The organism is uncultured Ruegeria sp. (genome assembly GCF_947497005.1).
In the GTDB taxonomy this organism is placed as follows: domain Bacteria; phylum Pseudomonadota; class Alphaproteobacteria; order Rhodobacterales; family Rhodobacteraceae; genus Ruegeria.
In genome coordinates, this window is sequence record NZ_CANMFF010000001.1 from 421,359 (window position 1) to 444,442 (window position 23,084).

The window sequence follows — 23,084 nt, forward strand, 5'->3', positions numbered from 1 at the left end:
CTGTTCAGCCGGGTTTCACAATCAAAGTCTCTGTCAGATCAAAGCTGCGCCATTACCTCGTCGGTGGCTTCAAAATTCGTTGTCACGCGCTGAACGTCGTCATCGTCTTCCAGCGCATCGACCAGCTTCATCAGCTTTTGCATATCTTCCAGACCCAACTCGGTCGTAGTGGTCGGTTTCCAGATCAGCTTGGTGGATTCCGATTCACCCAGCGCAGTCTCCAGCACGTTCGACACGTCGTTCAGATCACTGTCGGAACACCAGATGATATGGCCGTCTTCCGAGCTTTCTACATCTTCGGCTCCGGCTTCGATGGCTGCTTCGAAAATGGTGTCCGCATCGCCTGCAGTAACTGGATATACCACCTCACCCTTGCGATCGAACATAAACCCGACCGAGCCGGTCTCGCCCAGGTTGCCGCCATTCTTGGAAAAGGTCGAGCGAACGGTCGACGCGGTCCGGTTGCGGTTGTCGGTCATGGTCTCGACGATTACCGCCACGCCATTGGGACCGTAGCCCTCGTAACGGATTTCCTCATAATCATCGCCGTCGCCCGCCTGCGACTTCTTGATGGCGCGGTCGATCACGTCCTTTGGGACTGAATTCGACTTTGCCTCTTTCACGGCCAGGCGCAGGCGCGGGTTCTTGTCAGGATCGGGGTCGCCCATCTTGGCGGCCACGGTGATCTCTTTTGACAGTTTCGAAAACAGTTTGGACCGCGCGGCGTCCTGACGTCCCTTGCGGTGCTGGATGTTGGCCCATTTGGAGTGGCCTGCCATGTTGCGTCCTCGTCATCATGTTTGCGTATTTCGCGCTCATATAGACGTTTGCGGGGGGCAGGATCAAGAGAGCGGCTTGCGACGACATCACTGACTTGTATGGTGACGGCATGACGACAGATCAGATCATTCTTTTTGCCCTTTTCATCACAGTTTTCGGAATGCTGCTTTGGGGTCGGTTTCGATACGACCTTGTGGCCTTTGCCGCGCTGATGATCGGCGTTGTGCTGGGCGTCGTGCCGGTGAACGACGCCTTTGCCGGGTTCGGCCATCCGGCGACCATCATCGTGGCGTTGGTATTGGTGGTCTCTGCCGGTCTGGTCCGGTCGGGTGCTGTGTTCCTGATCACTCGCACTCTGGTCGATGCGTCGCGGGGCCTTGGCGCACATATCGCCCTGATGGGCGGCATCGGCGCGGTTTTGTCGGCCTTCATGAACAACGTGGCAGCCCTTGCACTGCTGATGCCGGTCGATATCCAGACCGCGCGCAAAGCAGGCCGGTCTGTTGGTCTGACCCTTATGCCGCTGAGCTTTGCCACCATTCTTGGGGGGATGGCGACGCTGATCGGAACCCCGCCGAATATTATTATTGCGTCCATCCGCGCCGAGACCTTGGGCGAGCCCTTCCATATGTTCGATTTCGCACCCGTCGGTGGGCTGGCGGCCATCGCGGGCCTTGCCTTTGTCTCTTTGGTGGGTTGGCGGCTGATCCCCAATCGCGGACCGCAAACCGAGACGTCTGAAGCGTTGGCAGAATATATCGCCGAGTTGACCATCCCGCCGGCCTCCGCGCATATCGGCAAGCGGGTCAGTGAGCTTTATGAAGTCGCCGAGAAATCCGACGTGGCCATCCTTGGTCTGATCCGGGATGGCAAGCGACGTTATGGTCGGTCGGCCCATGCCACGCTGAAAGACGGCGACGCACTGGTTCTGGAAGCCCGCCCCGAGGCGCTGGACGAATTCCGCGCTGCGCTCAATCTGGATTTCTCGGACACGCGGCGTCAGGAATTGCTGACGGCTGAGGGCGACGGGCTTGAAGTGATCGAAGTTGTCGTACCGGAAAGCGCCCGCATCACCGGTCGCACGGCGCAGGGTCTTGGCCTGGCCTGGCGGCAAAGCACGGTCCTGATGGGTATCTCGCGCCAGGGGCGCCGGATCTCTGAACAGGTCCGCAAAACCGAGGTTGAGCCGGGCGATATCCTGCTGCTGCTCTGCCCCCGTGATCGCGCTGTGGATGTAACCGACTGGCTGGGCTGTCTGCCACTTGCGGAACGCGGGCTGAACGTAACCGCCAATGACAAGGCCTGGTTGGCCATTGGCCTGTTTGCTACGGCCGTACTGGCAGCCAGTGTCGGGCTGATCTACCTGCCAGTTGCCTTGGGCCTGGTCGTCATTACTTATGTGCTGACCAAGATCATGCCGATCGCCGACATCTATACCCACATCGAGTGGCCAGTGGTTGTGCTGCTAGGATCAATGATCCCGCTTGGTAGCGCTTTGGAGACCTCGGGCGGCACGGAACTGATTGCCAACGCTCTGATCCAGCTGACTGATGGCCTGCCCGCCTGGGCCATACTGACCGTACTGATGGTCGTGACCATGACGCTGTCGGACGTGCTGAACAACACCGCCACCGCCATTGTTGCCGCCCCGGTCGGTATCCAGATGGCCCGCACGCTTGAAGTGTCGCCCGATCCGTTCCTGATGACTGTAGCCGTTGCAGCATCGGCTGCGTTCCTGACTCCTATCGGACACAAGAACAATACGCTGGTTCTGGGCCCCGGCGGTTACAGGTTTGGCGATTACTGGCGCATGGGATTGCCGCTGGAAATCCTGATCATCACCGTTTCCGTTCCTGCCATCCTTGTCTTCTGGCCACTGTGACGGGTAAAGGCTGCACATGAAACGCTTTTTGATCCTGCAATTGCGCCCCGAAACAGATGCATCCGATGCTGAATATAACTCGATCCTGAACCGGAGCGGGTTGTCGCCAGAGCAGACGCACCGTATTCGTCTGGATTGCGAAGGTCTGCCGGAAGGGTTGGACGTCACCAATTACGCCGGTGTCATCGTGGGAGGCGGGCCGGGCTGCGTCAGTGACGATCTGGCAACCAAATCCACTCTGGATGCGCGGATCGAGGCGGAGATCATGGGGTTGATGCCGCAGATCATTGCTCAGGATCACCCGTTCATGGGGTGTTGCTATGGGCTTGGCATTCTGGCCGCGCATCTGCACGGCGAAGTCAGCAAAGCCAGATATAGTGAGCCTGTGGGACCATCAACCTGCCATCTCACCAAAGAGGGGCGGAAAGATCCACTGACTGCTGAGCTGGAGACGACGTTTGACGCTTTCGTTGGTCACAAAGAGGCAGTGCAGGCCCTGCCTGACGGCTGTGTTCACCTTGTATCCTCAGATCCCTGCCCATTTCAGATGATCCGCTGGGGGCAGAACGTGTACGCTACGCAGTTCCACCCCGAAGCTGACGCCCAGGACTTTGAACAGCGCATCAATATCTACAAGAATCACGGCTATTTCCCGCCTGAGGACGCTCAGAGACTGATCGACAAATGCCATTCGGCCGATGTCTCTCAGCCCGGTGAAATCTTGCGCTGTTTCGTTCGGCGATATGAATGACCCAACGGCGCTGTTGCCTGCGCCTCGCCCCCTCGCTTAGGCTGATCTGACGCAACTTTGGGAGGAGTTGTCCTTGGACCTGCTTATTAACGTTGGCCTGCCGGTTTCGCTGGCCATTATCATGTTGTCTCTGGGTATCGGGTTGGAGACCGCTGATTTCCGCCGTGTCCTGAGCCGACAACGCGCCTTTGCCATCGGGGCCGTTAGCCAAGTCGCTCTTTTGCCGATTGCTGCCTTCGTGACGGTAAAGCTTTTTGCGTTACCGCCTGAAATCGCAGTTGGTTTCATGCTGCTCAGCTTTTGCCCCGGCGGCGTGACCAGCAACATTCTTTCAAAGCTCGCCAGAGCCGATGTGGCGCTGTCGGTCAGCCTGACCGCGGTGATCAGCCTGCTGTCGATGATAACAGTTCCGATCCTGGCCGCGTGGTCGATCGGGCATTTCATGGGCGCAGAGGCACCCGAGGTATCGATCACCGGGCTGGCTATTGCTCTGTTCCTGATCACCACGTTACCGGTTGCGGTTGGCGTCGGAATTCGCAACTTTGCAAGAGGGTTTGCAAACCGCATCGAAGCCGGGCTGTCGACCCTCGCAACGGCTCTTTTTGTTTTGATTGTTGTCGCCGCGCTGGCCGCCAACTGGAAACTGTTTGTCGACAACCTCGGCATCATGGGCGCGGGTCTGATCTCGTTAAACGTGGCTTTGCTGTTGATCGGTCTTGGGCTGGCGCGCGCCGCAAACCTGTCGTGGAACGAGTGTAAGACCGTTTCCATCGAAACGGGAATTCAGAACTCCACACTGGGCATTACACTTGCCGCCCTGATCACAAACACTGACAGTGGGTTAAGCCCGCTGGCCCTGCCCTCGGCCGTCTATGGCATAACGATGTACGCCGTGGTTCTGCCGTTTCTTGTCTGGTTCCGCCGCCGCTGAAAGGACAGCTTATGACGAATAACACTGCAGATGCGATTATCGTCGGAGCTGGCCTTGCCGGTTTGTCGGCCGCGGCAGAACTGAGTGACCGGGGCAAGAAGGTGATCATCGTCGATCAGGAACCCGAGAGTTTTCTGGGCGGTCAGGCCTTCTGGAGCCTGGGTGGCCTGTTCATGGTCAACACGCCGGAACAACGCCGTATGGGTATCCGGGACAGCCGCGATCTGGCGCTGCGCGACTGGATGGGCAGCGCGCAGTTTGATCGTGAGGAAGATAGCTGGCCTCGTAAATGGGCCGAGGCCTATATCGAATTTGCCGCTGGCGAAATGCGCCCCTGGTTACATCAGATGGGCCTGCGTTGGTTTCCGGTGGTGGGCTGGGCCGAGCGTGGCGGGTCCTATGCGGATGGGCATGGCAATTCGGTCCCGCGCTTTCACATCACATGGGGCACCGGCCCCGGTGTGCTGGAACATTTTATTCGCCGCGTCCGGGACCATGTCAGCGCCGGACTGATCCAGATGAAATTCCGCCATCAGGTCAGCCATATCATCATGCAAAACGGCACCACCAAAGGCGTCTCAGGCGAGGTGCTGGCCAATGATACCGCCCAACGCGGCGGCAAAACCAACCGCGACGAAGTGGGTGAGTTCGAGGTTTACGCGCCTTCTGTCATCGTCACCTCTGGTGGAATTGGCGGCAACTTTGAAATGGTACGGCAGAGCTGGCCCAAGGATCGTCTGGGGGACCCGCCAAAGGATATGGTGGCAGGCGTGCCCTTTCACGTCGATGGTCGCATGATTGCAATCAGTGAAAAGGCAGGTGGCCATGTCATCAATGGCGACCGCATGTGGCATTACACCGAAGGCGTGCGTAACTGGGATCCGATCTGGCCCGCCCATGGCATTCGCATCCTGCCCGGCCCCAGCTCGATGTGGTTCGACGCCAAGGGCAATCGTCTGGAACCACCCTGCCTGCCGGGGTTCGATACGCTGGGGACACTGCGTGAAATCCTGAAAACCGGATATGAATTCAGCTGGTTTGTCCTGACCCAGAAGGTGATCAAGAAGGAGTTCGCCTTGTCCGGATCTGAACAGAACCCCGACTTCACTTCAGGCAGTTGGAAAGAGGTTATCCGTCAACGCATCCTGTCAGGATCCAAGGCAACTGCCCCGGTCGAGGCGTTCAAGGATAAGGGTGAGGATTTTGTCGTTGCCAACACATTGACTGAATTGGTCAACGGCATGAACCATCTGGGCGGGGGTCTGATAGACGAGGCCCATTTGCGCGCTCAGATCGAAGCGCGTGACTCTCAGGTCGACAACCCTTTCTCGAAAGACGCGCAGATGATGGCGATCCTTGCAGCGCGCAATTATCGTGGAGACAAGCTGATCCGCACCGCCAAACCGCACAAGTTCCTGGATCCGTCCAACGGCCCGTTGATCGCGGTCAAGCTGCATGTACTGACACGCAAGACGTTGGGTGGTCTGCAGACCAATCTGGACAGTCAGATGATCGGAGTGGATGGGCAGGTAGTCCCCGGCCTGTTCGCAGCAGGCGAAGTCGCCGGGTTCGGCGGCGGCGGCTATCATGGATATAACGCGCTGGAGGGAACGTTCCTGGGCGGCTGCATCTTTTCAGGTCGCAACGCCGGGCGATCCAGGGCCGTCGCCTGACGTCCTAACCTGGTTATTTGCGCACCAGTTTGATCACAGGCTCGCCCTGAGCATCCAAAAGAGCCAGTGCGTTGCCTTGCATTGCGAAGGTCGTGACGCTTTGCATCGCTTTCAGAAACTGCCGCTCGACCTCGTCCATCGGAGGCGGGCACGCCATGAGCGTTGCGGCCATATTGTCCGGAAACTCGATCCGGTTGGCAGAAATCTCTGCCTGACCACTGAATCGGTTGCAGCCGCCATTGCCCGAAAATGCACCGCCTTGCCCAAAGGTAAGCTCGGGGCGCTTTTCAACTTCTATCGGCGCACCATTGAGACCTGACGCGACCCATTCAGTGTTTTCCAGCATCGCTGCCTCCTGCTGTTGAACCTGTATCATCAGCAATTCAGCAGCATTCTCTGCCTCATTTTTCAGAACCGGATACACTGTGTCAGTTGTGAACAGCAGCTTTTGCCCCTGCGTCACCGAGGCGCGCATGGCATAGCTGTGCCCATCCTTGATCAACGCATCATCATAGGTCAGTTCAAACTGCGCCGGCACCCCGTTCAACGCGTATCGCTGCGCGGCAAGCGTCACGGCCGGAGCATCCGCCAGAGAGACATCCTGCAGCTCGACAAAAAGGGTTGCTTCGGGTGGAAGGGCAATACGCTCTCGATAGGTTGCGCTCCCTTCAACTGTCCCAGCAATCGCGACACCGCCCATCACGGTTGCAAATGCTGCTCCTGTAAATGTGGCGCGGCTTGTCATCAGCATGGCAAATCCCCTTTGCAAATCACATTCACAAAAGATTGTGTGTCATCCAGTATTTACAAGCCTGCCGCGAGCAAAGCGGCAATTCTGCGCCGATTTTATATCGGCCAGATCAACGGGATAAGCAGGGACGCCAATAATCCGACCGTCAGGTTAAGCGGAACGCCCACCTTCATGAAGTCGGTGAATCTGTAACCACCTGGGCCATAGACCATCATGTTGGTCTGGTACCCGATCGGTGTTGCAAAGGATGCTGAGGCCGCCACCATGACCGCGACCACCAACGGACGTGGATCTATTCCAACGGCTTGCGCCAAACCGATGGCAATTGGGGTGACCACAACCGCGACCGCATTGTTGGAAACCAATTCGGTCAGCACCGAGGTCAACAGGTAAATCGCCCAGATTATCAGGAAAGGCGGCAAGGTGCTAAGCCCCGGCGCTATGGCCTCGACGATCAGAGAGACTGCGCCGGAACTGTTCAGCGCTGCACCTATGGCCAGCATCGCAAAGATCAGCGCCAGCAGCCGACCTTCAACAAAGGAAAATGCCTCATCCGCATCAATGCAGCGGGTCGTTAGAACTATGGCGACGGCCACAATCGACAACAGCAAGATCGGTGCGACCCCCAGTGCGGCAAGGGCGACAATCCCGATCAGCGCGCCAATAGCAATCGGTGCATGGCTGCGACGGAAGGCGCGAGCCGATGGCTGGGTAACATCCACCATGTCCATTTCAGCTGCGAGCCGCTGAATATCCGCCGGGGCACCTTCCAACAACAGTGTATCACCAACCCGGACCACCAGATTATCCAGCTGGCGACCGATATTCTGATTGCGGCGGTGGACCGCCAGCACATAAACGCCATATCGGCGCCGCAGGCGCAGCATGCCCAGAGACCGCCCTACCATCCGGCATCCCGGTGTGATCAACACCTCGACCGTCTTTGTTTCAACTGCGGAAACCTGATCCACGCGCTTGAGCTCTTTGTTACTCTGAAGGCTCAGAAGTTCGGTCATTTCAGTCCGCAAAACCACACGGTCGCCAAGCTTCAGTTCAACTCCCTTGAGGTTACGACGCAAAGACTCGTCCCCACGGACCACGTCGATCAGACGTACTCCGGGGCGTTTGAACAGTTGAACACCGGTCACTTCGCGCCCGATCAGGTTACTGTCCGGTGGAATGACCGCCTCGGTGAAGAACTTCATCTTCGACCGGTCGCTGAGCAGCGACGCCATGCTGTCTCGCTCGGGCAACAACTTGGGCGCAATGAAACGTAGATAGATCATGCCGTAGATCACCAGCGCGATCCCCAGTGGCGTGACTTCGAAAATCGTGAAGGCTTTCATCCCCTGCGCACGGGCCACACCATCCACCAGCAGGTTGGTCGATGTGCCGATCAGCGTCAGCGTGCCGCCGAGAATGGCTGCATAGCTCAGCGGGATCAGCAGTTTTGAGGCAGGCACGTTCAATGTGCGGGCAATTTGCACAAAGACCGGGATCATGACCACGACAACCGGCGTGTTCGACACGACTGCCGATGCCAGCACGACAAACCCCATGAGCAAACCGATAGCGATACGAGGATTGACCTGTGCCTGTTTTTGAGCCGTCGACGTAAATGCGTCCAATGCCCCAGTCCGGACCAAGGCCCCCATGATGATGAACATCGCGCCAATCGTCCAAGGCGCGGGGTTGGACAGAACCGCCAACGCGCTCTGATAGGGCAGGATGCCTGTGACAAGCATCAAGGAGACGCCACCAATGGCCACCACTTCAGTCGGATAAACCTCGCGCAGAAACATGACGAACATGCCCGCAACGATGAGCAGCGCCAGAACTGCGCTACCCGTGTCTGTCAGTGAAAGGAAGTTCATTCGTGGTATTCTGTCCGAACCCGGGCCCAAGCGCCTGATGACATGCAGTTTCACGCATTGCGCGCAGCAGAGCAAGCCTGACGTTGATTATTCGAATCCGGCTTGTTCCAGACATCCCCCGACGCGCACCATACGCACAGATTTCGCCTGACCATTGCGGTCATCCGTTTCCACGAACACGCCGCTCAGCGTGGCTTCGCCGTTTGCTGGGGTAAACCGCGCCTTGGGCATACCGGTGATGAACCGGCGCATGGGCTCCTGCTTGTCCATGCCGATGACCGAGTCATAATCTCCGCACATGCCCGCATCTGTCAGATACGCGGTGCCACCCGGCAAAATTTGGGAATCCGCCGTTGGCACATGGGTGTGTGTCCCGACCACAAGGCTGGCGCGTTTGTCGCAATAATGGCCCATCGCCATCTTCTCGGACGTCGCTTCGCAATGCATGTCCACGATGATGGCTTGTGCCTGTCCGCCCCTCGGATGTGATTTCAGGATCGGTTCGATGGCCGAGAACGGGTCATCGAAAGGCCGTTTCATGAAAACCTGCCCAAGCACCTGTACCACCAGAACCTTGCGTCCCCCCGGTGCAGTGAACAGCCGATGCCCTCGCCCCGGTGCGCCTTTGGCAAAGTTCACCGGGCGCACGATACGTTGTTCTTTTTCGATGTATTGCAACATGTCTTTCTGGTCGAACGCATGATCGCCCAGCGTCAGGCAATCGGCCCCGGCATCCAGAAGCAATTTGGCGTGATCGCCGCTCAATCCCATGCCGTTCGACGCGTTTTCACCGTTGACCACAACGAAATCCAGTCGCCATTCGTCGCGAAGGCGCGGCAAATGTTGCTGAACCGCCGCGCGCCCCGCGCGCCCCATGACATCACCAAGAAACAAAATCCTCATGATCCGGGTCGTAGGGGCTGTGCAGGGCAATAACAAGGCGGAACCGTGAAATTTGCGTCCGGTTTCGGGCTTGAATTCACATGCGACCGTGGCAATGTTCTGCCAAACTTTACAGACAGAAGGAATTTTACGTGAAATCCATAGCAGCTTTGACTTTTGGCCTTGTGGCCGCCTCAAGCGTCATGGCGGCAGGCACAAAAACATCCATGCCCAACCCTGCCGCGACCTTTTGCATCGAAAATGATGGCACTTATCAACTTCGGAAAAACGAAGACGGAAGCGTTTTCGGCGTCTGCATCCTGAAAGACGGCACCGAAGTGGATGCCTGGGACTATTTGCGCAGCCACTTTCAGCAGTAAGACCTAAAAAGAAAGCACCCGGCTTTCCGTGATGACCATATCCAAGGGCTGATCGGTCGGTTCCAACGGCAGGTTCTCGGCCTCTTGCGCGTCGAACGCGAAGCCGATTGCCAGTGTTGGGCGTTTCGCTCTCAATCCTTCCAGCGTGCGGTCATAAAACCCGCCGCCATAACCCAGACGCCCGCCGTGGGGATCAAACGCCACCAGTGGGACGACCAGGATTTCAGGTTCAAAAAAGTCGTCAACCTTCGGTACTTTCGCGCCAAACGGACCATCCTTCAGCGGGCCTTCGGGTGTCCAGCGAGAGAATTTCAACGGCTGACCGGCCGCCTGAATGACAGGCACGCCCACTGGGCCATAAGCCGAAGCCTCGGCCATGGCAGGCAAAGGGTCGATCTCGGTCCGGATTGGCATATAGCCTGACATGGGCACACCGCGATGACCTGCCAGAACTTCGGACAGGCGTCCGGCTGCACCCGGCATGCGCGTGTCAAACGCAGCCTTACGGCGCGCAAAAGCCGCTTTTCGCGCAGCGGCCTTTATTTTGGTCAGATCGGTCACAATAGCACCACGCTGGCAAGCCCAAGAAAGATAAAGAACCCCATGACATCCGTTGTGGTTGTCACAAAGGTTCCTGAAGCCAGCGCCGGGTCAACCCCCAGACGGTCAAGCACCACCGGTACTACCGTACCGGCAAAGCCAGCGATGATCATGTTCACGACCAAGGCTGAACCGATCACGACACCCAGCCAAGGTGAATCGAACCACAGCATCCCTACAGTCCCCAGCACGATGGCAAAACAGAGCCCGTTCAGCATGCCCACCAACAATTCTCGCCGAATAACGCGCATCACGTTTGCATTGGTCAGGTCGCGTGTCGCCAGCGCGCGCACCGCCACAGTCAGCGACTGTGTTCCTGCATTACCGCCCATCGACGCAACAATCGGCATCAGAATGGCCAAAGCGACCAGTTGATCAATCGCCGCTTCAAACTGCGAAATCACCAGCGAAGCACAGATCGACGTGCACAGGTTCACCGCCAGCCACGGCAGACGTCGGCGACTGGTGGCGGCCACACTATCGGACAAAGAACTTTCATCGCTCACACCGGCCAGGCGCAGGATATCTTCTTCGTGCTCTTCGTCCAGAACCACCATCGCATCATCGATGGTAATGACACCGACCAGACGCCCATCCGCGTCCACCACCGGGGCCGAGATCAGGTGGTACTGGTTGAAGGCATAAGCTACGTCTTCCTCGTCCTGATCGACAGGGATAATGTGAAACTCTTCCTCCGCCAAATCGAGCAGCGGCACCTCACGCCGTGTCGCCATCAGCTTGCCCAAGGTCACCTGTGCCACCGGTTTCAGGCGCGGGTCGACCAGAACAATGTGATAGAACTGTTCGGGCAAATCATCATTGGCACGCATGAAATCAATGGCTTGTCCTACGGTCCAGTGGTCGGGCGCCATGACGATTTCGCGCTGCATAAGACGACCGGCCGAGTTCTCGGGGTAGGACAGCGCCTGCTCGGCTGCGATCCGCTCGGAATCCTCCAACGCGTCCAGGATGGTTTCCTGCTGTGGTTCCTCAAGATCTTCCAACAGGTCAACGACGTCGTCGCTATCCATATCGCGCACGGCATCCGCCAGAACGTCCGGCTTCAGGACAGAGATCACCTCTTCGCGAAGCGCTTCATCCAGTTCAGACAGGATATCGCCGTCAAATTCCTTGTCGTACAGGCGGATCAGGCGGGAACGATCAAACGGGTTGATCTGCTCGAGAAGGTCAGCAATGTCGGCGGAGTGCAGCGGCTCCATCAGCTCAATCAGCTTATCGCGGTCGTCGATATCCACCGCGTAGAGGATCGCCGCCACAGCCTTGGGATCGAGCGCATAGACATCCTCATCCCGGGGCTGATCGTGTCCGGCTTCGTCAATGCCTGTCGTCATGCGTTGCCCCTTTTTAGCGATTGGTCTCTAAATAGAAGAAGCAGCTACCGGAAAACAATGACAATGCGCCGATTTACCCACTTCTTTCGTCCGCCTATGCTGATGCCCGGTTCCAAACAGGTGGAGAACAGGTCAGATGGCGAAAAAGACGCTTTTGAAGGGGCGCGTTCTGAGTTTCACGGGCTCACCCTTTGACGGAGAGCCGACCGAGGCCACCCGGTTGGACGAAGCGGTTGTCATCGAAGACGGGCGAATTGCCGATGTCGGCACCGCCGGTGCGTTGACCAAAGCCCATCCGGACGCAGCCGTAAAGGATCACGGCACGCGCCTGATACTGGCGGGTTTCGTTGACCCGCATGTGCATTACCCACAGACGGCCATGATCGCCAGCTGGGGCAAACGGCTGATCGATTGGCTGAACACCTACACCTTCCCTGAAGAGATGAAGTTCGGCGATTTCGACTATGCGACTGAGATCGCCAACCGCTATCTGGACCTGACCACTGCCAACGGCACCACAACCATGTGCAGTTTTTGCACGATTCATCCTGAAAGCGTGGATGCCTTTTTCACTGCAGCGCAGCAGCGCGGGCAGCGCGTGATCGCGGGCAAGACCTGCATGGATCGCAATGCACCCGAAGGTCTGCGCGACACCGCGCAGACGGCTTATGACCAATCCGCTGCCTTGCTGGAAAAATGGCACCGCGTCGACCGTTTGTCTTATGCGATCACGCCACGTTTTTCGCCAACCTCAACCCCGGAACAGCTTGAGGCAATGGGCGCGCTGTGGGCCGAGCATCCGCATTGCTTGATGCAAACCCATCTGAGCGAACAGACAGACGAAATCGAATGGGTCCAGTCCCTGTTCCCGGACTCGCGGGATTATCTGGACACATACGAGAAATTCGGCCTGCTGGGACAGAACGGCTTGTACGGACATGTCATCCATCTAGAAGACAGAGAGCGGGATCGGTTGCGCGAGGTGGATGCTTCGCTGATCCACTGCCCCACATCCAACACCTTCATCGGGTCTGGTCTGTTTGACATGAACGGGCTGATCTATGATGGCCATCGGATCGGATTGGCCACGGATACCGGCGGCGGGTCCAGCTTTTCTATGCTGCGCACAATGGCTGCGGCCTACGAGATCGGACAACTACGCGGTCGCCCACTGCACCCGGCGCAATTGCTGTGGTTGGGTACGGTCGGATCGGCACGGAGCCTGCGGATGGGTGAAAACATCGGAAATGTTGCCCCCGGAATGGAGGCGGATCTGGTTGTGCTCGATCTCGCGTCCACCCCTGCCATCGCCCAGCGCGAAGCCCATGCTGATGACGTTTGGGAGGCGATTTTCCCGACCATCATGATGGGCGATGATCGGGCTGTGGCAGAGGTTTGGATCGGCGGGCAGCAGGCGGCTTAAGCCTGCAACGCCCGGGCAAGCGAGTTCTGACGCTCGATAACGCGGGGCAGATCAACGGTTGTGATATGCCCATCACGCACGATCTGACGGCCTTCGACAAACAAGTGTTTCACCGTCATTGGCCCAGCCAGAAGTAAAGCTGCCGGATCCCAGCTGCCCGCGCTTTCGATGCTACGCGTGTCCCATACCGCGATATCCGCTCGTTTCCCGGGCATGAGCCGCCCGCAATCGGAACGTCCCAACACATCTGCGCCGCCGCGCGTCGCAATCTCAAGCGCTTCGCGGGCTGACATGGCATCTGCACCATTGGCGACCCGTTGCAACAGCATCGCCTGCCGCGCTTCCAGCATCAGGTTGCCATTGTCGTTGCTGGCCGATCCGTCCGCGCCAAGACCAACCTTTACTCCGGCATCCCGCATCGCCCGCACCGGAGCAATGCCAGATCCCAATCGACAATTCGAACAGGGGCAATGAGCGACACCGGTTTTGGTGCGTGCAAACAGATCAATCTCAGCCCCGTCCAGCTTGACGCAATGCGCGTGCCAGACATCTGGACCAGTCCATCCCAAATCCTCGGCATACTGGCCAGGACGGCACCCGAACTGCGCCTCAGAATAGGCGATATCTTCGTCATTTTCGGCCAAATGGGTATGCAGCATCACGCCCTTGTCGCGCGCCAGAAGGGCGGCATCGCGCATCAACTCCCGACTGACAGAGAACGGCGAACACGGGGCGAGGCCGACGCGGCACATCGACCCTTCCGACGGGTCATGAAACGCATCAACGACACGGATCATGTCGTTCAGAATGATGGATTCCTGTTCCACCAGACTGTCCGGCGGCAGGCCACCATCGCTTTCGCCAATGCTCATCGCGCCCCGCGTCGGATGAAACCGCATCCCCAATTCGGACGCAGCAGCAATCGTATCCTCCAGCCGCGCGCCGTTGGGGTAGAGATAGAGGTGATCGGAACTGAGCGTACACCCTGATAGCGCCAATTCCGCCAAACCGATTTGGGCCGAGGTGAACATCTCGTCCGGACCGAACCGTGCCCAAATCGGATACAAGGTCTGTAGCCATCCGAACAGCAACGCATCCTGCCCGCCGGGAACCGCACGGGTCAGAGTTTGATAGAGGTGATGATGGGTGTTCACCAGGCCAGGCGTCACCAGACAGCCCGAGGCGTCGTGAACCTCGCCATGTGTCTGCAAGCCCTGTCCAATCTGAGCGATCTGCCCGTCACGGATCAGAATGTCAGCCCCGGACACTTCCTGCCGGGAATCGTTCATCGTCAGGATCAGATCAGCGTTCTTGAGTAAGGATTCCGTCATATCGCGCTCCTGCATTGGCCCGTCTCGTGCAAGGAGTGCGTAGGCCAGCGGAAAACGGGCTCAAGAACCGGCCATGTCCGGTTTAGCCGCCAATGGCGTAACCGGCAACAAAATTCAGAATTGGCGCAGAATCTGAAGCGCTGAGACGTGAAGCTTTGCGTTGGCCGCAGCCAGTGCCCGTCCACCTTCATGCGCCGGGCCGCCCTGCCAATCGGTCACAATACCTCCGGCCGCCTGAATAACGGCGATAGGAGCCTGAATATCATACGAATTCAAGCCCGCCTCGATCACCAGATCCGCCTGCCCAGCGGCAAGCAGCGCATAGGCGTAGCAGTCCATTCCATAACGCGTCAGTTGCACCTGCTCGGACACGGCCTGAAACCCTGCCCTGTCTTCCGGGGTGCCAACCTCGGGAAAGGTGGTAAACAGAGTTGCCTGATCCAGTGTCCTGGTATTGCGCGTTTGCATTCTGCTGGTGCCCAACGGACCGGTCAGGTGCGCCCCGGATGCCGATCCAACAAAGCGTTCCCCGATATAGGGCTGATCGATCACCCCCATAAAAGGGCCGTCCTGATCGCTCAGTGCAATCAGAACTCCCCAAGTTGGGGTGCCGCTGATAAACCCACGGGTTCCGTCGATGGGGTCCAATACCCAAGTGCGGCCACTGGTGCCCTTATGCTCGCCAAACTCTTCGCCCAAAATGCCGTCATCCGGGCGCAGCCGCGCCAAAACCTCTCGCATCGCTTGCTCAGCCGCACGGTCAGCTACTGTGACGGGATCAAACCCGTCGGCCAGCTTGTTCACCGTTTCAAGATTCGTTTGACGAAAAAAAGGAAGTATGGCCGCGCGTGCGGCTTCGGCCATTTCTTCGGCAATTTCTATGTCGCTCAATGTCGTCGGTTGCATGACCCCTGAGGTGCGAGCAATCCCCGACAAAGTCAAGTCAATCAGGCGACTTCGCTGAGAACCCGCGCCAGTTCAAACAGACGGCGGCGCTGGTTTTCCGGAATCGCATAGTAAGAGCGCACCAGATCCAAGGCCTCTTTGTCGCCCATCAGGTCGGCAGGAACAGATTTCTTGTCCGCCTCGCTCTTCTGGGCTTCTTCCAGACCTTCGAAGAAAAAACTGACCGGTACGTCCAATGCCTCGGCGATATCCCACAGGCGGGATGCGCTGATTCGGTTGGCCCCGGTCTCATATTTCTGGATTTGCTGAAACTTGATACCAACTTGCTGCGCCAACTGCTGCTGGGTCATGCCAATCAGCCAGCGGCGATGCCGAACGCGCTTGCCCACATGGACATCGACGTGATGAGTCATTGGTATTCTCCTATACTACACAAACATCTGCACGGGATTTCGCGACGTCCGATACCGCAATATTAGAGAGACCCCCTTAATCGCTCCCTAATCCGGACTGTACCGCCCCCCCGTTAACAGCACTGATTGTTTATATTGCCGGTTTTGAGATTTTTTTCAAGTTGGTTGAGTCGGATACCTCTTACAAGGATTTGCGGTTGTATTTCTTTGAGCCGTTGCAAACCATCGTCGACCACGCCTCGAAATCACCCACCAAAACTCCGATCTGTTTTGCGCGCCGACCCAAATGAATTGACTTTTCTCACAGCACGCATGCCTATGCCCGAAACAAATGAGGAGCCGTATGCGGGCCTATTGCATTTCATCCGACGGGGCGGCTGCCCAGCTTTGTGACCTGAACAGACCAGAGCCGGGCGATGGTCAGGTGCGGGTCGCGATAAAAGCCTGCGGTCTGAACTTTGCTGATCTGCTGATGCAGAAGGGCACGTATCAGGACACGCCTCCTGCCCCGTTCACCCTGGGTATGGAGATTGCCGGTGTCGTGGATGCAGTCGGGCGCGGCGTGTCAGACCTGAACCCCGGCGACCGGATCGCGGTATATTCGGGTCAGGGCGGACTTGCAGAATACGGCGTATTCGACGCAGACCGCGCGATCCTGCTGCCGGATTCGACCAGCTTCGAAGATGCGGCTGCTATCCAGATCGCATATGGCACAAGCCACATGGCCCTTGATCACCGGGCCCGCCTGCAACCCGGCGAGACCCTTCTGGTGACCGGTGCCGCAGGTGGTGTGGGCCTGACTGCTGTCGAGATCGGGAAACTCATGGGTGCCACGGTCATCGCGCAGGCGCGCGGCGATGAAAAGCTCGCCGTTGCCCGTGATGCGGGTGCCGATCATGTGATCGACACCTCCGAGGATCTGCGAGATCGGGTCAAATCGCTGGGTGGTGCCGATGTCGTCTATGACGCGATCGGCGGAGATGTGTTCAAGGCCGCATTCCGCGCCACCAACCCGGAAGGGCGCTTGCTGCCTATCGGATTTGCCGGGGGTGACATACCGCACATCCCGGCCAATCATCTGTTGGTCAAGAACCTGACGGTAATCGGGTTTTACATTGGTGGGTATCTGAAGTTTCGCCCCGAAGCCGTGCGCACCAGTTTTGACACTCTGTTCCAATGGCATTCAGAGGGCCGAATCAAGCCGCACATCAGTCACGTCCTCCCACTTGAAGAGGTCGCGCAGGGGATGCAGTTGCTGAAAAAGCGTAAATCAATAGGCAAGATCGTGATCACCCCCTGATCGTAATCACCCGACCACGGCCCGCAGCTGTGTACCGCCCAAAAGCTTGAAGTTCTGACGGACCAACTGGGCCAGCGCCTCGACAACCGCATCCCGGCCCGACTCACCACCGTAGAGGTTGATCATATGCGCAGGCAGATCCGGCAGAGCACCGCCCGAGTCGATCTGTTCAAGATACGCGGTCTCAGTCCCGTCCAGCATTGCGTGCACCGCCAGATCGGCGCTGACCGTGGCTTCAATCGTGCGGTCGTTTTCAGTTTCCACCGACAGCTCCCATTGTATTCCGGCAGCGTCCAGCGCTGAAATGACCTGTGGCCTGAACAGGCAGCGACGTCCAAGCGCCAAGGGCAGAGGACGCTTACGCCATGCTGATCCACCCGGAGCGCCAATCCAGCGTAGCGGTAGTTCCGCAATGGTTTCCGCCCCCTCAGCCGAAGACGGCTCGGTCGTCAGGATCACGTCACATTCGCCACGCTTGTACATCTCCTTCAGCTGCAGCGAATATGACGACACAAGCTGCACCCTGACACGCGGAAAATCCGCGTTGAACCGTTGCAGGACCCGAGGGATCGCAGGGTAAACGATGTCATGGGGAACCCCCAGAACCACCTCGCCCTCAAAGGCCTGATCGGTGAGTTTCGAGATAACCTCGTCATTCAACGCAATCATGCGGCGCGCGTACGCCAACAGCTGCTCGCCGGATGCAGTCAGGGCAATTGTTCTGCCGCTGCGATCCAGCAACTCCAGACCCAACAGCTCCTCCAGCCGCTTCAACTGCATAGAAACGGCAGATTGAGTCAGGTGCAGAAATCCTGCGGCACGCGTGACGCCGCCCTGATCCGCAACCGCCACAAAGGATCGCAGGGTGGTAATGTCCAAATTTCGCATGTTCACGATTCCTTATGTATCTCATCATAAATATTCGTTTTCAAAATATGTCACATTGCCCCATATCAATCAAGGAAATTGATGACACTCGGCGAAACCATCAAGAAAGAAGAAAGGACAAAGATTATGACCCAACTCGCAATTCATCACCCTTGCAAGCCTGCCAAACGGTCTTTGGTCACGCTGATCACTCAAGCGTTCGCACTCTCCCGTCAGCGCCGCAAACTGGCGCAACTAAGCGACGCTGCGCTGGAAGATATCGGTATCACCCGCGCTGAGGCCTCCGCAGAAGCGAAACGTTCTTTCTGGGATGCACCTCAATTCTGGAAAAGATAACCGTGAAACTCTTATTTATAAGGCGATAGGTGCCCCGGAGTCGCCTATCGCAATTTTTGTTGCGTGTTTTATTCGGTTTTCGGTCGGAATCTCTTGAAACACTGCCTCTAGTTGCCGATATTTAGGGAGAAAACCGCCCCGCATCGCCGGGGCGAATTATCTGGACGACAAGGGAGACCCTTTGATGGCACAATTCGACACGATCCGGACGGTATCCGGCACGCGCGCCGCCGAGATTGATCAGGGCCTGCGCGCCCACATGAACAAAGTTTACGGCACAATGTCCGTCGGCATGCTGATCACAGCACTGGCGGCTTGGGCGATTGCCGGGCTTGCAGTTACAAGCGATCCCTCAAACGCAGTCGCACAGATTGGCGCCGATCGTTACCTGACCAGCCTTGGTGGCACGCTGTTCCTGTCGCCCCTGAAGTGGGTGGTCATGTTTGCGCCGCTGGCCTTTATCTTCTTTGGCTGGGGCGCGCTGATGCGCCGTGGTTCGGCCGCAACGGTTCAGCTTGGCTTCTTTGCCTTCGCTGCGGTAATGGGCGTTTCGATGAGCTCGATCTTTATGGTCTTCACGCCATACTCGATTGCTCAGACTTTCCTGGTGACCTCGATCGCTTTTGCTGGCCTCAGCCTTTATGGCTACACCACCAAGCGTAACCTCAGCGGCATGGGCACCTTCCTGATGATGGGTGTGATCGGTCTTCTGGTTGCAATGATCGTCAACCTGTTCCTGCAATCAGGTGTGATGATGATGGCGATCTCGGCCATCGGCATTCTGATTTTTGCCGGTCTGACCGCATTCTACACGCAGGATATCAAGAACACCTACGTCGCCCATGCTGCGCATGGCGATCAGGAATGGCTGGACAAAGCGGCCTTTGACGGCGCGCTGAGCCTGTACATCTCGTTCCTGAACATGTTCCAGTTCCTGCTGATGTTCATGGGACAACAGGAATAAGTCTTCACGACATAAGAATTGATTTGGGGCTGGTCATTGACCGGCCCTTTTCTTTAAGCAGCGGGTGTCTATTGCTCCAGAAATGAAAAACCCCGCTGTCGAGGCGGGGCTTTCTGCGTCCGGAATGTTTGTTCGTTTAGCTGCAGTTGAGCGGTACAGCAAAGCCGGAGCTCTTCTCGGATGTTCCTTTGCGGAAAACATCACCCGCTGGCAGACAGCCGGTAAAACGCTCGGTCTCTTCTGCGAAACCCACACCGATCGAATTGTCAACTTTCACACTGTTGGTGGGCGTGCGCAGCACACCAAACAGGGTACCATTGACGTTGACGGTGCTCAGGAACAGGTTCGTGTCGCTACCCTTAAGTTGCACTGCATTGTTTGCCGTCTGTCCGCCGTTGTCGATTGCGACCGATGCCACTTTGGATGGGTCGACCTCGTCAACCAACAGCGTGACTGTCCGCAGCTCAGCCAGCTCTGCGGGAACGTTGGTCGCGTCCGGCAGGAAGGCAACGGCACCGGGTACGTCTGAAATCGTACGCGGTTCGCCATCGATTCCGGTGAACCCGACGCCTTCGCGGTCAAACGGGTCCTCACAGGCCGCTAGGGTCAGAACGGCAATTGTGGATAACAAGATTTTTTTCATGGCGGTCAACATTTTGTGGCGATTTGCTGAAGCGTACTTGCAGGGCACCCTAAAAAGCAAGCCGCAGGCTATGCGATTGCATAAAACGCTGATGCGTCACTGCAACGGACGGTTGCGCACGCAACCTGATCGCCATTGGCCTAAGAATAGAAAACAAAACAAAAAAGGGCCCTGCAAGACAGAGCCCCTTCGAATTTGTCCACATGGAACGGCAGATTACTTGATCTTGCCTTCCTTGTATTCGACATGCTTGCGTACGACCGGATCGTATTTACGAATGGTCATTTTCTCCGTCATGGTGCGCGCGTTCTTTTTGGTCACGTAGAAGTGGCCCGTGCCCGCGGTCGAGTTCAGACGGATCTTGATTGTCGTCGGCTTCGCCATGGTTATCTCCTGCGTCCGAAAAGGCAGGGGCCTTTCGGTTGAATTCCTATGAGCGTGCGCTTTTACGCGCTGCACCGCCCATGTCAAGACCAATCGGATGATACAGGTCGAGGAATCGGATGCTGATTTAGCCAGGCAGGGTTGGAGCACCCATATACGTGTGAATCTGATCTCTTTCAGCGTCCGAAAGGCCCAGCGCGGTGGACAATTGCCGCAAGTAGGACGCCTCGCGTTCGTTGTCCAGACGGATCGCGGCCAGAGACGTGGCGTAGATCTGCGCACCAAGCGCAGCGCCAGAATCAGCCGCAAGGCCCATCACATCCATCGGAGCGTTCAGTTGTTCCTGCACAAATGCCCGCTCTTCATCACTTATGTCATCGCCCAACTCGCCCAGGATCGTTTCCTTTTCCTGCTCATCCAGCTCACCATCCGCTTTGGCGGCCTGGATCATCGCCCTTAGCATCAGTTTGGCCTGAGCTTCCATCGCAGCGCCTGCTGGCGTTCCGCTGAACACGGATTCCATCAAGTCATTCGTCTGTTGACCGCCCGTTCTTGCGGCACCCTGCATAGCGTTTAGCAACCCGCCCATACCTGCAGCACCTGCGGCCGAGCCGCCCAACCCCATTTTGCCCATCATGTCCTGCAGGCCCGTCGCGCCACCGGGCAGTCCGAATTGTTCGGCCATCTTACCCAACTGATCCATGCCAAAGCCGCCGCCTGTGCCCTGCATCATATCCTGAAGGCCAGCCATTCCGCCCATCTTCTGATACTTGTCCATCCCTTTGGCCGCGGCAAAACCAATAGCGACAGACGCAAGCGTTTTCATAAAGCTCATAACTAACCTCCCGGTTCTTCAAATTTGCCCGGTAAGTCTAACAGCCGAATGTAATTACGAATACCGTGTTCAACCCCAACGCGATTGACGTCCATTGTAACGTCTAAATTAAGCGTGTATTTCACCGTCATGTTTGTACATATCACGAAACCGTGATAGGTTCCCGCATCCAAGAAGCCGAATTCAGGCTCGAAGGCCGAGGCAGCGTGAACGGGTTAGACCTTCATTCAGCAGGTTTGTTTTACGCGACTGTTCTTGGGGGCAATCATGACAGAATGGGTTATTCAGGCCGAAGAACTGGCCAATTGCAATTGCAACTTCGGTTGTCCGTGTCAGTTCAGCGTGCTTCCGTCTCATGGCAATTGCGAGGCGGTTGTCGTCTTCGACATTCAAAGTGGGCACTATGGTGACACAGATCTGGGCGGCCTTCGGGCGGCAGGTGTCTATTATTGGCCGGGGCCGATTCATGAAGGCAATGGTCAGATGCAACTGATTATCGATGAAGGCGCTACAGCTGATCAGCGCACAGCATTGCAAGCGATCATGACCGGTCAGGATACCGATGAAATGGCCACGTTCTGGTATGTCTTCAGCGCCATGGCTCCCACGAAACACGAAACGCTATTTGTTCCAATAGAGCTGGATTGGAACCGTGAAGAGCGTAGCGGGTACGCAAAGGTTGCCGGGGTTTTTGACGTTGAGGTCAATCCAATCCCCCACATTGTATCAGGTGCGCCGCATCGAGCATCGATCCAACTTCCAAATGGCTTTGAATACCGTCATGCCGAGGCTGCATCAGGCACGGCCAAGACAACGGGCGGTCAGATCAGCCTGACCTTTGACACAACTCATGCTCATCTGGCGCATCTGAATATCTCGGGCCATGGCGTTCTAGGCGCTTAGGCGGAGACCTGTCATGGCCAGGCAGAACACATCGACCCGGATTGGGACGGTTGAGCAGGTTTTACGGCAGGACAATGCGATTGTTCTGGGAAGTGTCCTTGTGATCATTCTTGCTGCAACCTGGTACACGATTGCCGGGATCGGGATGAACATGTCAGCGGTCGAGATGACCCGCATGGCTGGCCCAATTGGCGAGCCCATGAAAATGGGAACCGCAACGACGTGGAGCGGCACCTACCCCTTACTTATCTTTCTGATGTGGTGGGTCATGATGATCGCCATGATGACCCCAAGCGCCGCGCCTGCCGTTCTTCTGTTCACCGCGATCAAGCGGATGGGGCCTGAAAAGGATCGAACGGCAACGTTCAGCCTGTGTTTCTTGTCAGGTTATCTGGTCTCCTGGGGCGTATTCAGTCTGACTGCAACTGCACTGCAATGGGGATTGGAGAGTATTGGGCTGTCAGACGGGCCGATGATGACGATCCGTTCCGGCCTCTTCGCAGGGAGTGTTCTGCTGGTCGCGGGTGTCTATCAGTTTTCAGGCTTGAAGAACGCGTGCCTTCGACACTGCCAGAGCCCTGCACGGTTCCTGGCCGATCACAACCGCCCCGGGACCTTTGGCGCGATTCGCACCGGAGCTATGCACGGCACCTATTGTCTGGGATGTTGCTGGGCCCTGATGCTTCTGCTGTTCGTTGGGGGGATCATGAACCTCTATTGGATCGTCGGAATTGCCGCTTACGTCGCGCTGGAAAAACTTCTGCCCCGGGCGCGATGGCTTGCGCCGGTGACCGGGGTTGCACTGATCGGTGCAGGTCTTTGGTTTATCACTGCACCCCTGTTTTCCGGCACCTGACGCTTATCCGCCGAGGGGTCGGTAGACGGGAAACCCCTGCACTATT

The 23,084-nt window shown here is 57.3% G+C and carries 24 protein-coding genes; 11 read left to right on the forward strand and 13 right to left on the reverse strand.

Annotation, left to right across the window (positions count from 1 at the left end; all coding sequences use genetic code 11):
* Nucleotides 1–38: 38 nt before the first annotated feature.
* A complete protein-coding gene (locus tag Q0816_RS02105) occupies nucleotides 39–779 on the reverse strand; it encodes a YebC/PmpR family DNA-binding transcriptional regulator (RefSeq protein ID WP_298847067.1) in 741 nt (246 codons plus the stop codon).
* 110 nt (nucleotides 780–889) lie between these two features.
* Between Q0816_RS02105 and Q0816_RS02110 the strand changes: the two genes are divergently transcribed.
* The 4 genes from Q0816_RS02110 (at nucleotide 890) to Q0816_RS02125 (ending at nucleotide 6,017) form a co-directional block, all read left to right on the forward strand.
* Nucleotides 890–2,662 carry an SLC13 family permease gene (locus Q0816_RS02110; RefSeq protein WP_298847069.1) on the forward strand — a complete coding sequence of 591 codons (1,773 nt, stop codon included), beginning with the start codon at nucleotides 890–892 and terminating at the stop codon, nucleotides 2,660–2,662.
* A 16-nt stretch (nucleotides 2,663–2,678) separates the two neighbouring features.
* Complete coding sequence (locus Q0816_RS02115) at nucleotides 2,679–3,413, forward strand: glutamine amidotransferase (protein ID WP_298847072.1); 735 nt, start codon at nucleotides 2,679–2,681, stop codon at nucleotides 3,411–3,413.
* A 73-nt stretch (nucleotides 3,414–3,486) separates the two neighbouring features.
* On the forward strand, nucleotides 3,487–4,344 hold the full coding sequence (locus Q0816_RS02120) for a bile acid:sodium symporter family protein (RefSeq protein WP_298847075.1): 858 nt from the start codon (nucleotides 3,487–3,489) through the stop codon (nucleotides 4,342–4,344).
* An 11-nt stretch (nucleotides 4,345–4,355) separates the two neighbouring features.
* Nucleotides 4,356–6,017, forward strand: a complete 1,662-nt coding sequence (locus Q0816_RS02125) for an FAD-binding dehydrogenase (protein ID WP_298847078.1) — start codon at nucleotides 4,356–4,358, stop codon at nucleotides 6,015–6,017.
* A gap of 13 nt (nucleotides 6,018–6,030) precedes the next feature.
* Here Q0816_RS02125 and Q0816_RS02130 read toward each other — a convergent pair whose 3' ends face one another.
* The 3 genes from Q0816_RS02130 to Q0816_RS02140 form a co-directional block, all read right to left on the reverse strand.
* Nucleotides 6,031–6,768: a YbaY family lipoprotein gene (locus Q0816_RS02130; protein ID WP_298847081.1), complete on the reverse strand. Its 738-nt coding sequence runs from the start codon at nucleotides 6,766–6,768 to the stop codon at nucleotides 6,031–6,033.
* Nucleotides 6,769–6,863: 95 nt separating this feature from the next.
* Complete coding sequence (locus Q0816_RS02135) at nucleotides 6,864–8,642, reverse strand: SLC13 family permease (protein ID WP_298847083.1); 1,779 nt, start codon at nucleotides 8,640–8,642, stop codon at nucleotides 6,864–6,866.
* 87 nt (nucleotides 8,643–8,729) lie between these two features.
* Nucleotides 8,730–9,545: a TIGR00282 family metallophosphoesterase gene (locus Q0816_RS02140; protein WP_298847086.1), complete on the reverse strand. Its 816-nt coding sequence runs from the start codon at nucleotides 9,543–9,545 to the stop codon at nucleotides 8,730–8,732.
* 131 nt (nucleotides 9,546–9,676) lie between these two features.
* Here Q0816_RS02140 and Q0816_RS02145 point away from each other — a divergent pair, with 131 nt between their 5' ends.
* Nucleotides 9,677–9,904: a DUF333 domain-containing protein gene (locus tag Q0816_RS02145; protein WP_298847088.1), complete on the forward strand. Its 228-nt coding sequence runs from the start codon at nucleotides 9,677–9,679 to the stop codon at nucleotides 9,902–9,904.
* A 3-nt stretch (nucleotides 9,905–9,907) separates the two neighbouring features.
* On the opposite strand, the gene Q0816_RS02150 is transcribed toward Q0816_RS02145, so the two are convergent.
* Both Q0816_RS02150 and mgtE read right to left on the reverse strand, forming a co-directional pair.
* Entirely contained in the window at nucleotides 9,908–10,465 is a 558-nt protein-coding gene (locus tag Q0816_RS02150; RefSeq protein WP_298847091.1) for a 5-formyltetrahydrofolate cyclo-ligase, read from the reverse strand.
* The gene (gene mgtE, locus Q0816_RS02155; protein ID WP_298847098.1) at nucleotides 10,462–11,856 is read right to left on the reverse strand and encodes a magnesium transporter; all 1,395 of its coding nucleotides are present in this window, start codon (nucleotides 11,854–11,856) and stop codon (nucleotides 10,462–10,464) included. Before mgtE ends, Q0816_RS02150 begins: the two co-directional genes overlap by 4 nt.
* 136 nt (nucleotides 11,857–11,992) lie before the next feature.
* On the opposite strand from mgtE, the gene guaD reads away from it, so the two are divergent.
* Nucleotides 11,993–13,279, forward strand: coding sequence for a guanine deaminase (gene guaD / locus Q0816_RS02160; protein WP_298847101.1), 1,287 nt, complete (start codon nucleotides 11,993–11,995; stop codon nucleotides 13,277–13,279).
* Here the strand turns inward: guaD and Q0816_RS02165 are convergent.
* From Q0816_RS02165 to Q0816_RS02175, 3 genes are all read right to left on the reverse strand, one after another.
* Nucleotides 13,276–14,610: an 8-oxoguanine deaminase gene (locus Q0816_RS02165; protein ID WP_298847104.1), complete on the reverse strand. Its 1,335-nt coding sequence runs from the start codon at nucleotides 14,608–14,610 to the stop codon at nucleotides 13,276–13,278. The genes guaD and Q0816_RS02165 overlap by 4 nt on opposite strands.
* Before the next feature lie 114 nt (nucleotides 14,611–14,724).
* Entirely contained in the window at nucleotides 14,725–15,516 is a 792-nt protein-coding gene (hisN, locus tag Q0816_RS02170) for a histidinol-phosphatase (RefSeq protein WP_298847105.1), read from the reverse strand.
* 41 nt (nucleotides 15,517–15,557) lie between these two features.
* Nucleotides 15,558–15,929, reverse strand: coding sequence for a helix-turn-helix transcriptional regulator (locus Q0816_RS02175; protein WP_298847109.1), 372 nt, complete (start codon nucleotides 15,927–15,929; stop codon nucleotides 15,558–15,560).
* A 343-nt stretch (nucleotides 15,930–16,272) separates the two neighbouring features.
* Between Q0816_RS02175 and Q0816_RS02180 the strand changes: the two genes are divergently transcribed.
* On the forward strand, nucleotides 16,273–17,229 hold the full coding sequence (locus Q0816_RS02180) for an NADPH:quinone oxidoreductase family protein (protein ID WP_298847112.1): 957 nt from the start codon (nucleotides 16,273–16,275) through the stop codon (nucleotides 17,227–17,229).
* 6 nt (nucleotides 17,230–17,235) lie between these two features.
* Here Q0816_RS02180 and Q0816_RS02185 read toward each other — a convergent pair whose 3' ends face one another.
* Nucleotides 17,236–18,117 carry a LysR family transcriptional regulator gene (locus Q0816_RS02185; protein WP_298847115.1) on the reverse strand — a complete coding sequence of 294 codons (882 nt, stop codon included), beginning with the start codon at nucleotides 18,115–18,117 and terminating at the stop codon, nucleotides 17,236–17,238.
* Nucleotides 18,118–18,198: 81 nt separating this feature from the next.
* Between Q0816_RS02185 and Q0816_RS02190 the strand changes: the two genes are divergently transcribed.
* Nucleotides 18,199–18,453, forward strand: a complete 255-nt coding sequence (locus tag Q0816_RS02190) for a DUF1127 domain-containing protein (RefSeq protein WP_298847116.1) — start codon at nucleotides 18,199–18,201, stop codon at nucleotides 18,451–18,453.
* Nucleotides 18,454–18,637: 184 nt separating this feature from the next.
* The gene (locus tag Q0816_RS02195; protein WP_298847118.1) at nucleotides 18,638–19,417 is read left to right on the forward strand and encodes a Bax inhibitor-1/YccA family protein; all 780 of its coding nucleotides are present in this window, start codon (nucleotides 18,638–18,640) and stop codon (nucleotides 19,415–19,417) included.
* Between the two features lie 136 nt (nucleotides 19,418–19,553).
* On the opposite strand, the gene Q0816_RS02200 is transcribed toward Q0816_RS02195, so the two are convergent.
* The 3 genes from Q0816_RS02200 to Q0816_RS02210 form a co-directional block, all read right to left on the reverse strand.
* A complete protein-coding gene (locus Q0816_RS02200) occupies nucleotides 19,554–20,060 on the reverse strand; it encodes a hypothetical protein (protein WP_298847121.1) in 507 nt (168 codons plus the stop codon).
* Between the two features lie 216 nt (nucleotides 20,061–20,276).
* Nucleotides 20,277–20,444, reverse strand: a complete 168-nt coding sequence (gene rpmG, locus Q0816_RS02205) for a 50S ribosomal protein L33 (RefSeq protein WP_037309480.1) — start codon at nucleotides 20,442–20,444, stop codon at nucleotides 20,277–20,279.
* Nucleotides 20,445–20,571: 127 nt separating this feature from the next.
* On the reverse strand, nucleotides 20,572–21,279 hold the full coding sequence (locus Q0816_RS02210) for a DUF533 domain-containing protein (protein ID WP_298847133.1): 708 nt from the start codon (nucleotides 21,277–21,279) through the stop codon (nucleotides 20,572–20,574).
* Between the two features lie 267 nt (nucleotides 21,280–21,546).
* Here Q0816_RS02210 and Q0816_RS02215 point away from each other — a divergent pair, with 267 nt between their 5' ends.
* Nucleotides 21,547–22,182 (forward strand): DUF1326 domain-containing protein, encoded by a 636-nt coding sequence (locus Q0816_RS02215; protein ID WP_298847136.1) that lies wholly within the window; start codon nucleotides 21,547–21,549, stop codon nucleotides 22,180–22,182.
* 13 nt (nucleotides 22,183–22,195) lie between these two features.
* The gene (locus Q0816_RS02220; RefSeq protein WP_298847139.1) at nucleotides 22,196–23,038 is read left to right on the forward strand and encodes a DUF2182 domain-containing protein; all 843 of its coding nucleotides are present in this window, start codon (nucleotides 22,196–22,198) and stop codon (nucleotides 23,036–23,038) included.
* Nucleotides 23,039–23,084: the final 46 nt, after the last annotated feature.

What these genes read in the sequence shown, in the direction of transcription:
- Q0816_RS02135 (WP_298847083.1), bottom strand. Translation starts at nt 8,642, where the DNA reads ATGAACTTCCTTTCACTGACAGACACGGGTAGCGCAGTTCTGGCGCTG.
- Q0816_RS02195 (WP_298847118.1), top strand. Translation starts at nt 18,638, where the DNA reads ATGGCACAATTCGACACGATCCGGACGGTATCCGGCACGCGCGCCGCC.
- Q0816_RS02190 (WP_298847116.1), top strand. Translation starts at nt 18,199, where the DNA reads ATGACACTCGGCGAAACCATCAAGAAAGAAGAAAGGACAAAGATTATG.
- guaD (WP_298847101.1), top strand. Translation starts at nt 11,993, where the DNA reads ATGGCGAAAAAGACGCTTTTGAAGGGGCGCGTTCTGAGTTTCACGGGC.
- Q0816_RS02210 (WP_298847133.1), bottom strand. Translation starts at nt 21,279, where the DNA reads ATGAGCTTTATGAAAACGCTTGCGTCTGTCGCTATTGGTTTTGCCGCG.
- Q0816_RS02180 (WP_298847112.1), top strand. Translation starts at nt 16,273, where the DNA reads ATGCGGGCCTATTGCATTTCATCCGACGGGGCGGCTGCCCAGCTTTGT.
- Q0816_RS02130 (WP_298847081.1), bottom strand. Translation starts at nt 6,768, where the DNA reads ATGCTGATGACAAGCCGCGCCACATTTACAGGAGCAGCATTTGCAACC.
- Q0816_RS02165 (WP_298847104.1), bottom strand. Translation starts at nt 14,610, where the DNA reads ATGACGGAATCCTTACTCAAGAACGCTGATCTGATCCTGACGATGAAC.
- Q0816_RS02105 (WP_298847067.1), bottom strand. Translation starts at nt 779, where the DNA reads ATGGCAGGCCACTCCAAATGGGCCAACATCCAGCACCGCAAGGGACGT.
- hisN (WP_298847105.1), bottom strand. Translation starts at nt 15,516, where the DNA reads ATGCAACCGACGACATTGAGCGACATAGAAATTGCCGAAGAAATGGCC.
- Q0816_RS02220 (WP_298847139.1), top strand. Translation starts at nt 22,196, where the DNA reads ATGGCCAGGCAGAACACATCGACCCGGATTGGGACGGTTGAGCAGGTT.
- Q0816_RS02110 (WP_298847069.1), top strand. Translation starts at nt 890, where the DNA reads ATGACGACAGATCAGATCATTCTTTTTGCCCTTTTCATCACAGTTTTC.
- Q0816_RS02200 (WP_298847121.1), bottom strand. Translation starts at nt 20,060, where the DNA reads ATGAAAAAAATCTTGTTATCCACAATTGCCGTTCTGACCCTAGCGGCC.
- Q0816_RS02125 (WP_298847078.1), top strand. Translation starts at nt 4,356, where the DNA reads ATGACGAATAACACTGCAGATGCGATTATCGTCGGAGCTGGCCTTGCC.
- Q0816_RS02115 (WP_298847072.1), top strand. Translation starts at nt 2,679, where the DNA reads ATGAAACGCTTTTTGATCCTGCAATTGCGCCCCGAAACAGATGCATCC.
- rpmG (WP_037309480.1), bottom strand. Translation starts at nt 20,444, where the DNA reads ATGGCGAAGCCGACGACAATCAAGATCCGTCTGAACTCGACCGCGGGC.
- Q0816_RS02175 (WP_298847109.1), bottom strand. Translation starts at nt 15,929, where the DNA reads ATGACTCATCACGTCGATGTCCATGTGGGCAAGCGCGTTCGGCATCGC.
- Q0816_RS02185 (WP_298847115.1), bottom strand. Translation starts at nt 18,117, where the DNA reads ATGCGAAATTTGGACATTACCACCCTGCGATCCTTTGTGGCGGTTGCG.
- Q0816_RS02140 (WP_298847086.1), bottom strand. Translation starts at nt 9,545, where the DNA reads ATGAGGATTTTGTTTCTTGGTGATGTCATGGGGCGCGCGGGGCGCGCG.
- mgtE (WP_298847098.1), bottom strand. Translation starts at nt 11,856, where the DNA reads ATGACGACAGGCATTGACGAAGCCGGACACGATCAGCCCCGGGATGAG.
- Q0816_RS02215 (WP_298847136.1), top strand. Translation starts at nt 21,547, where the DNA reads ATGACAGAATGGGTTATTCAGGCCGAAGAACTGGCCAATTGCAATTGC.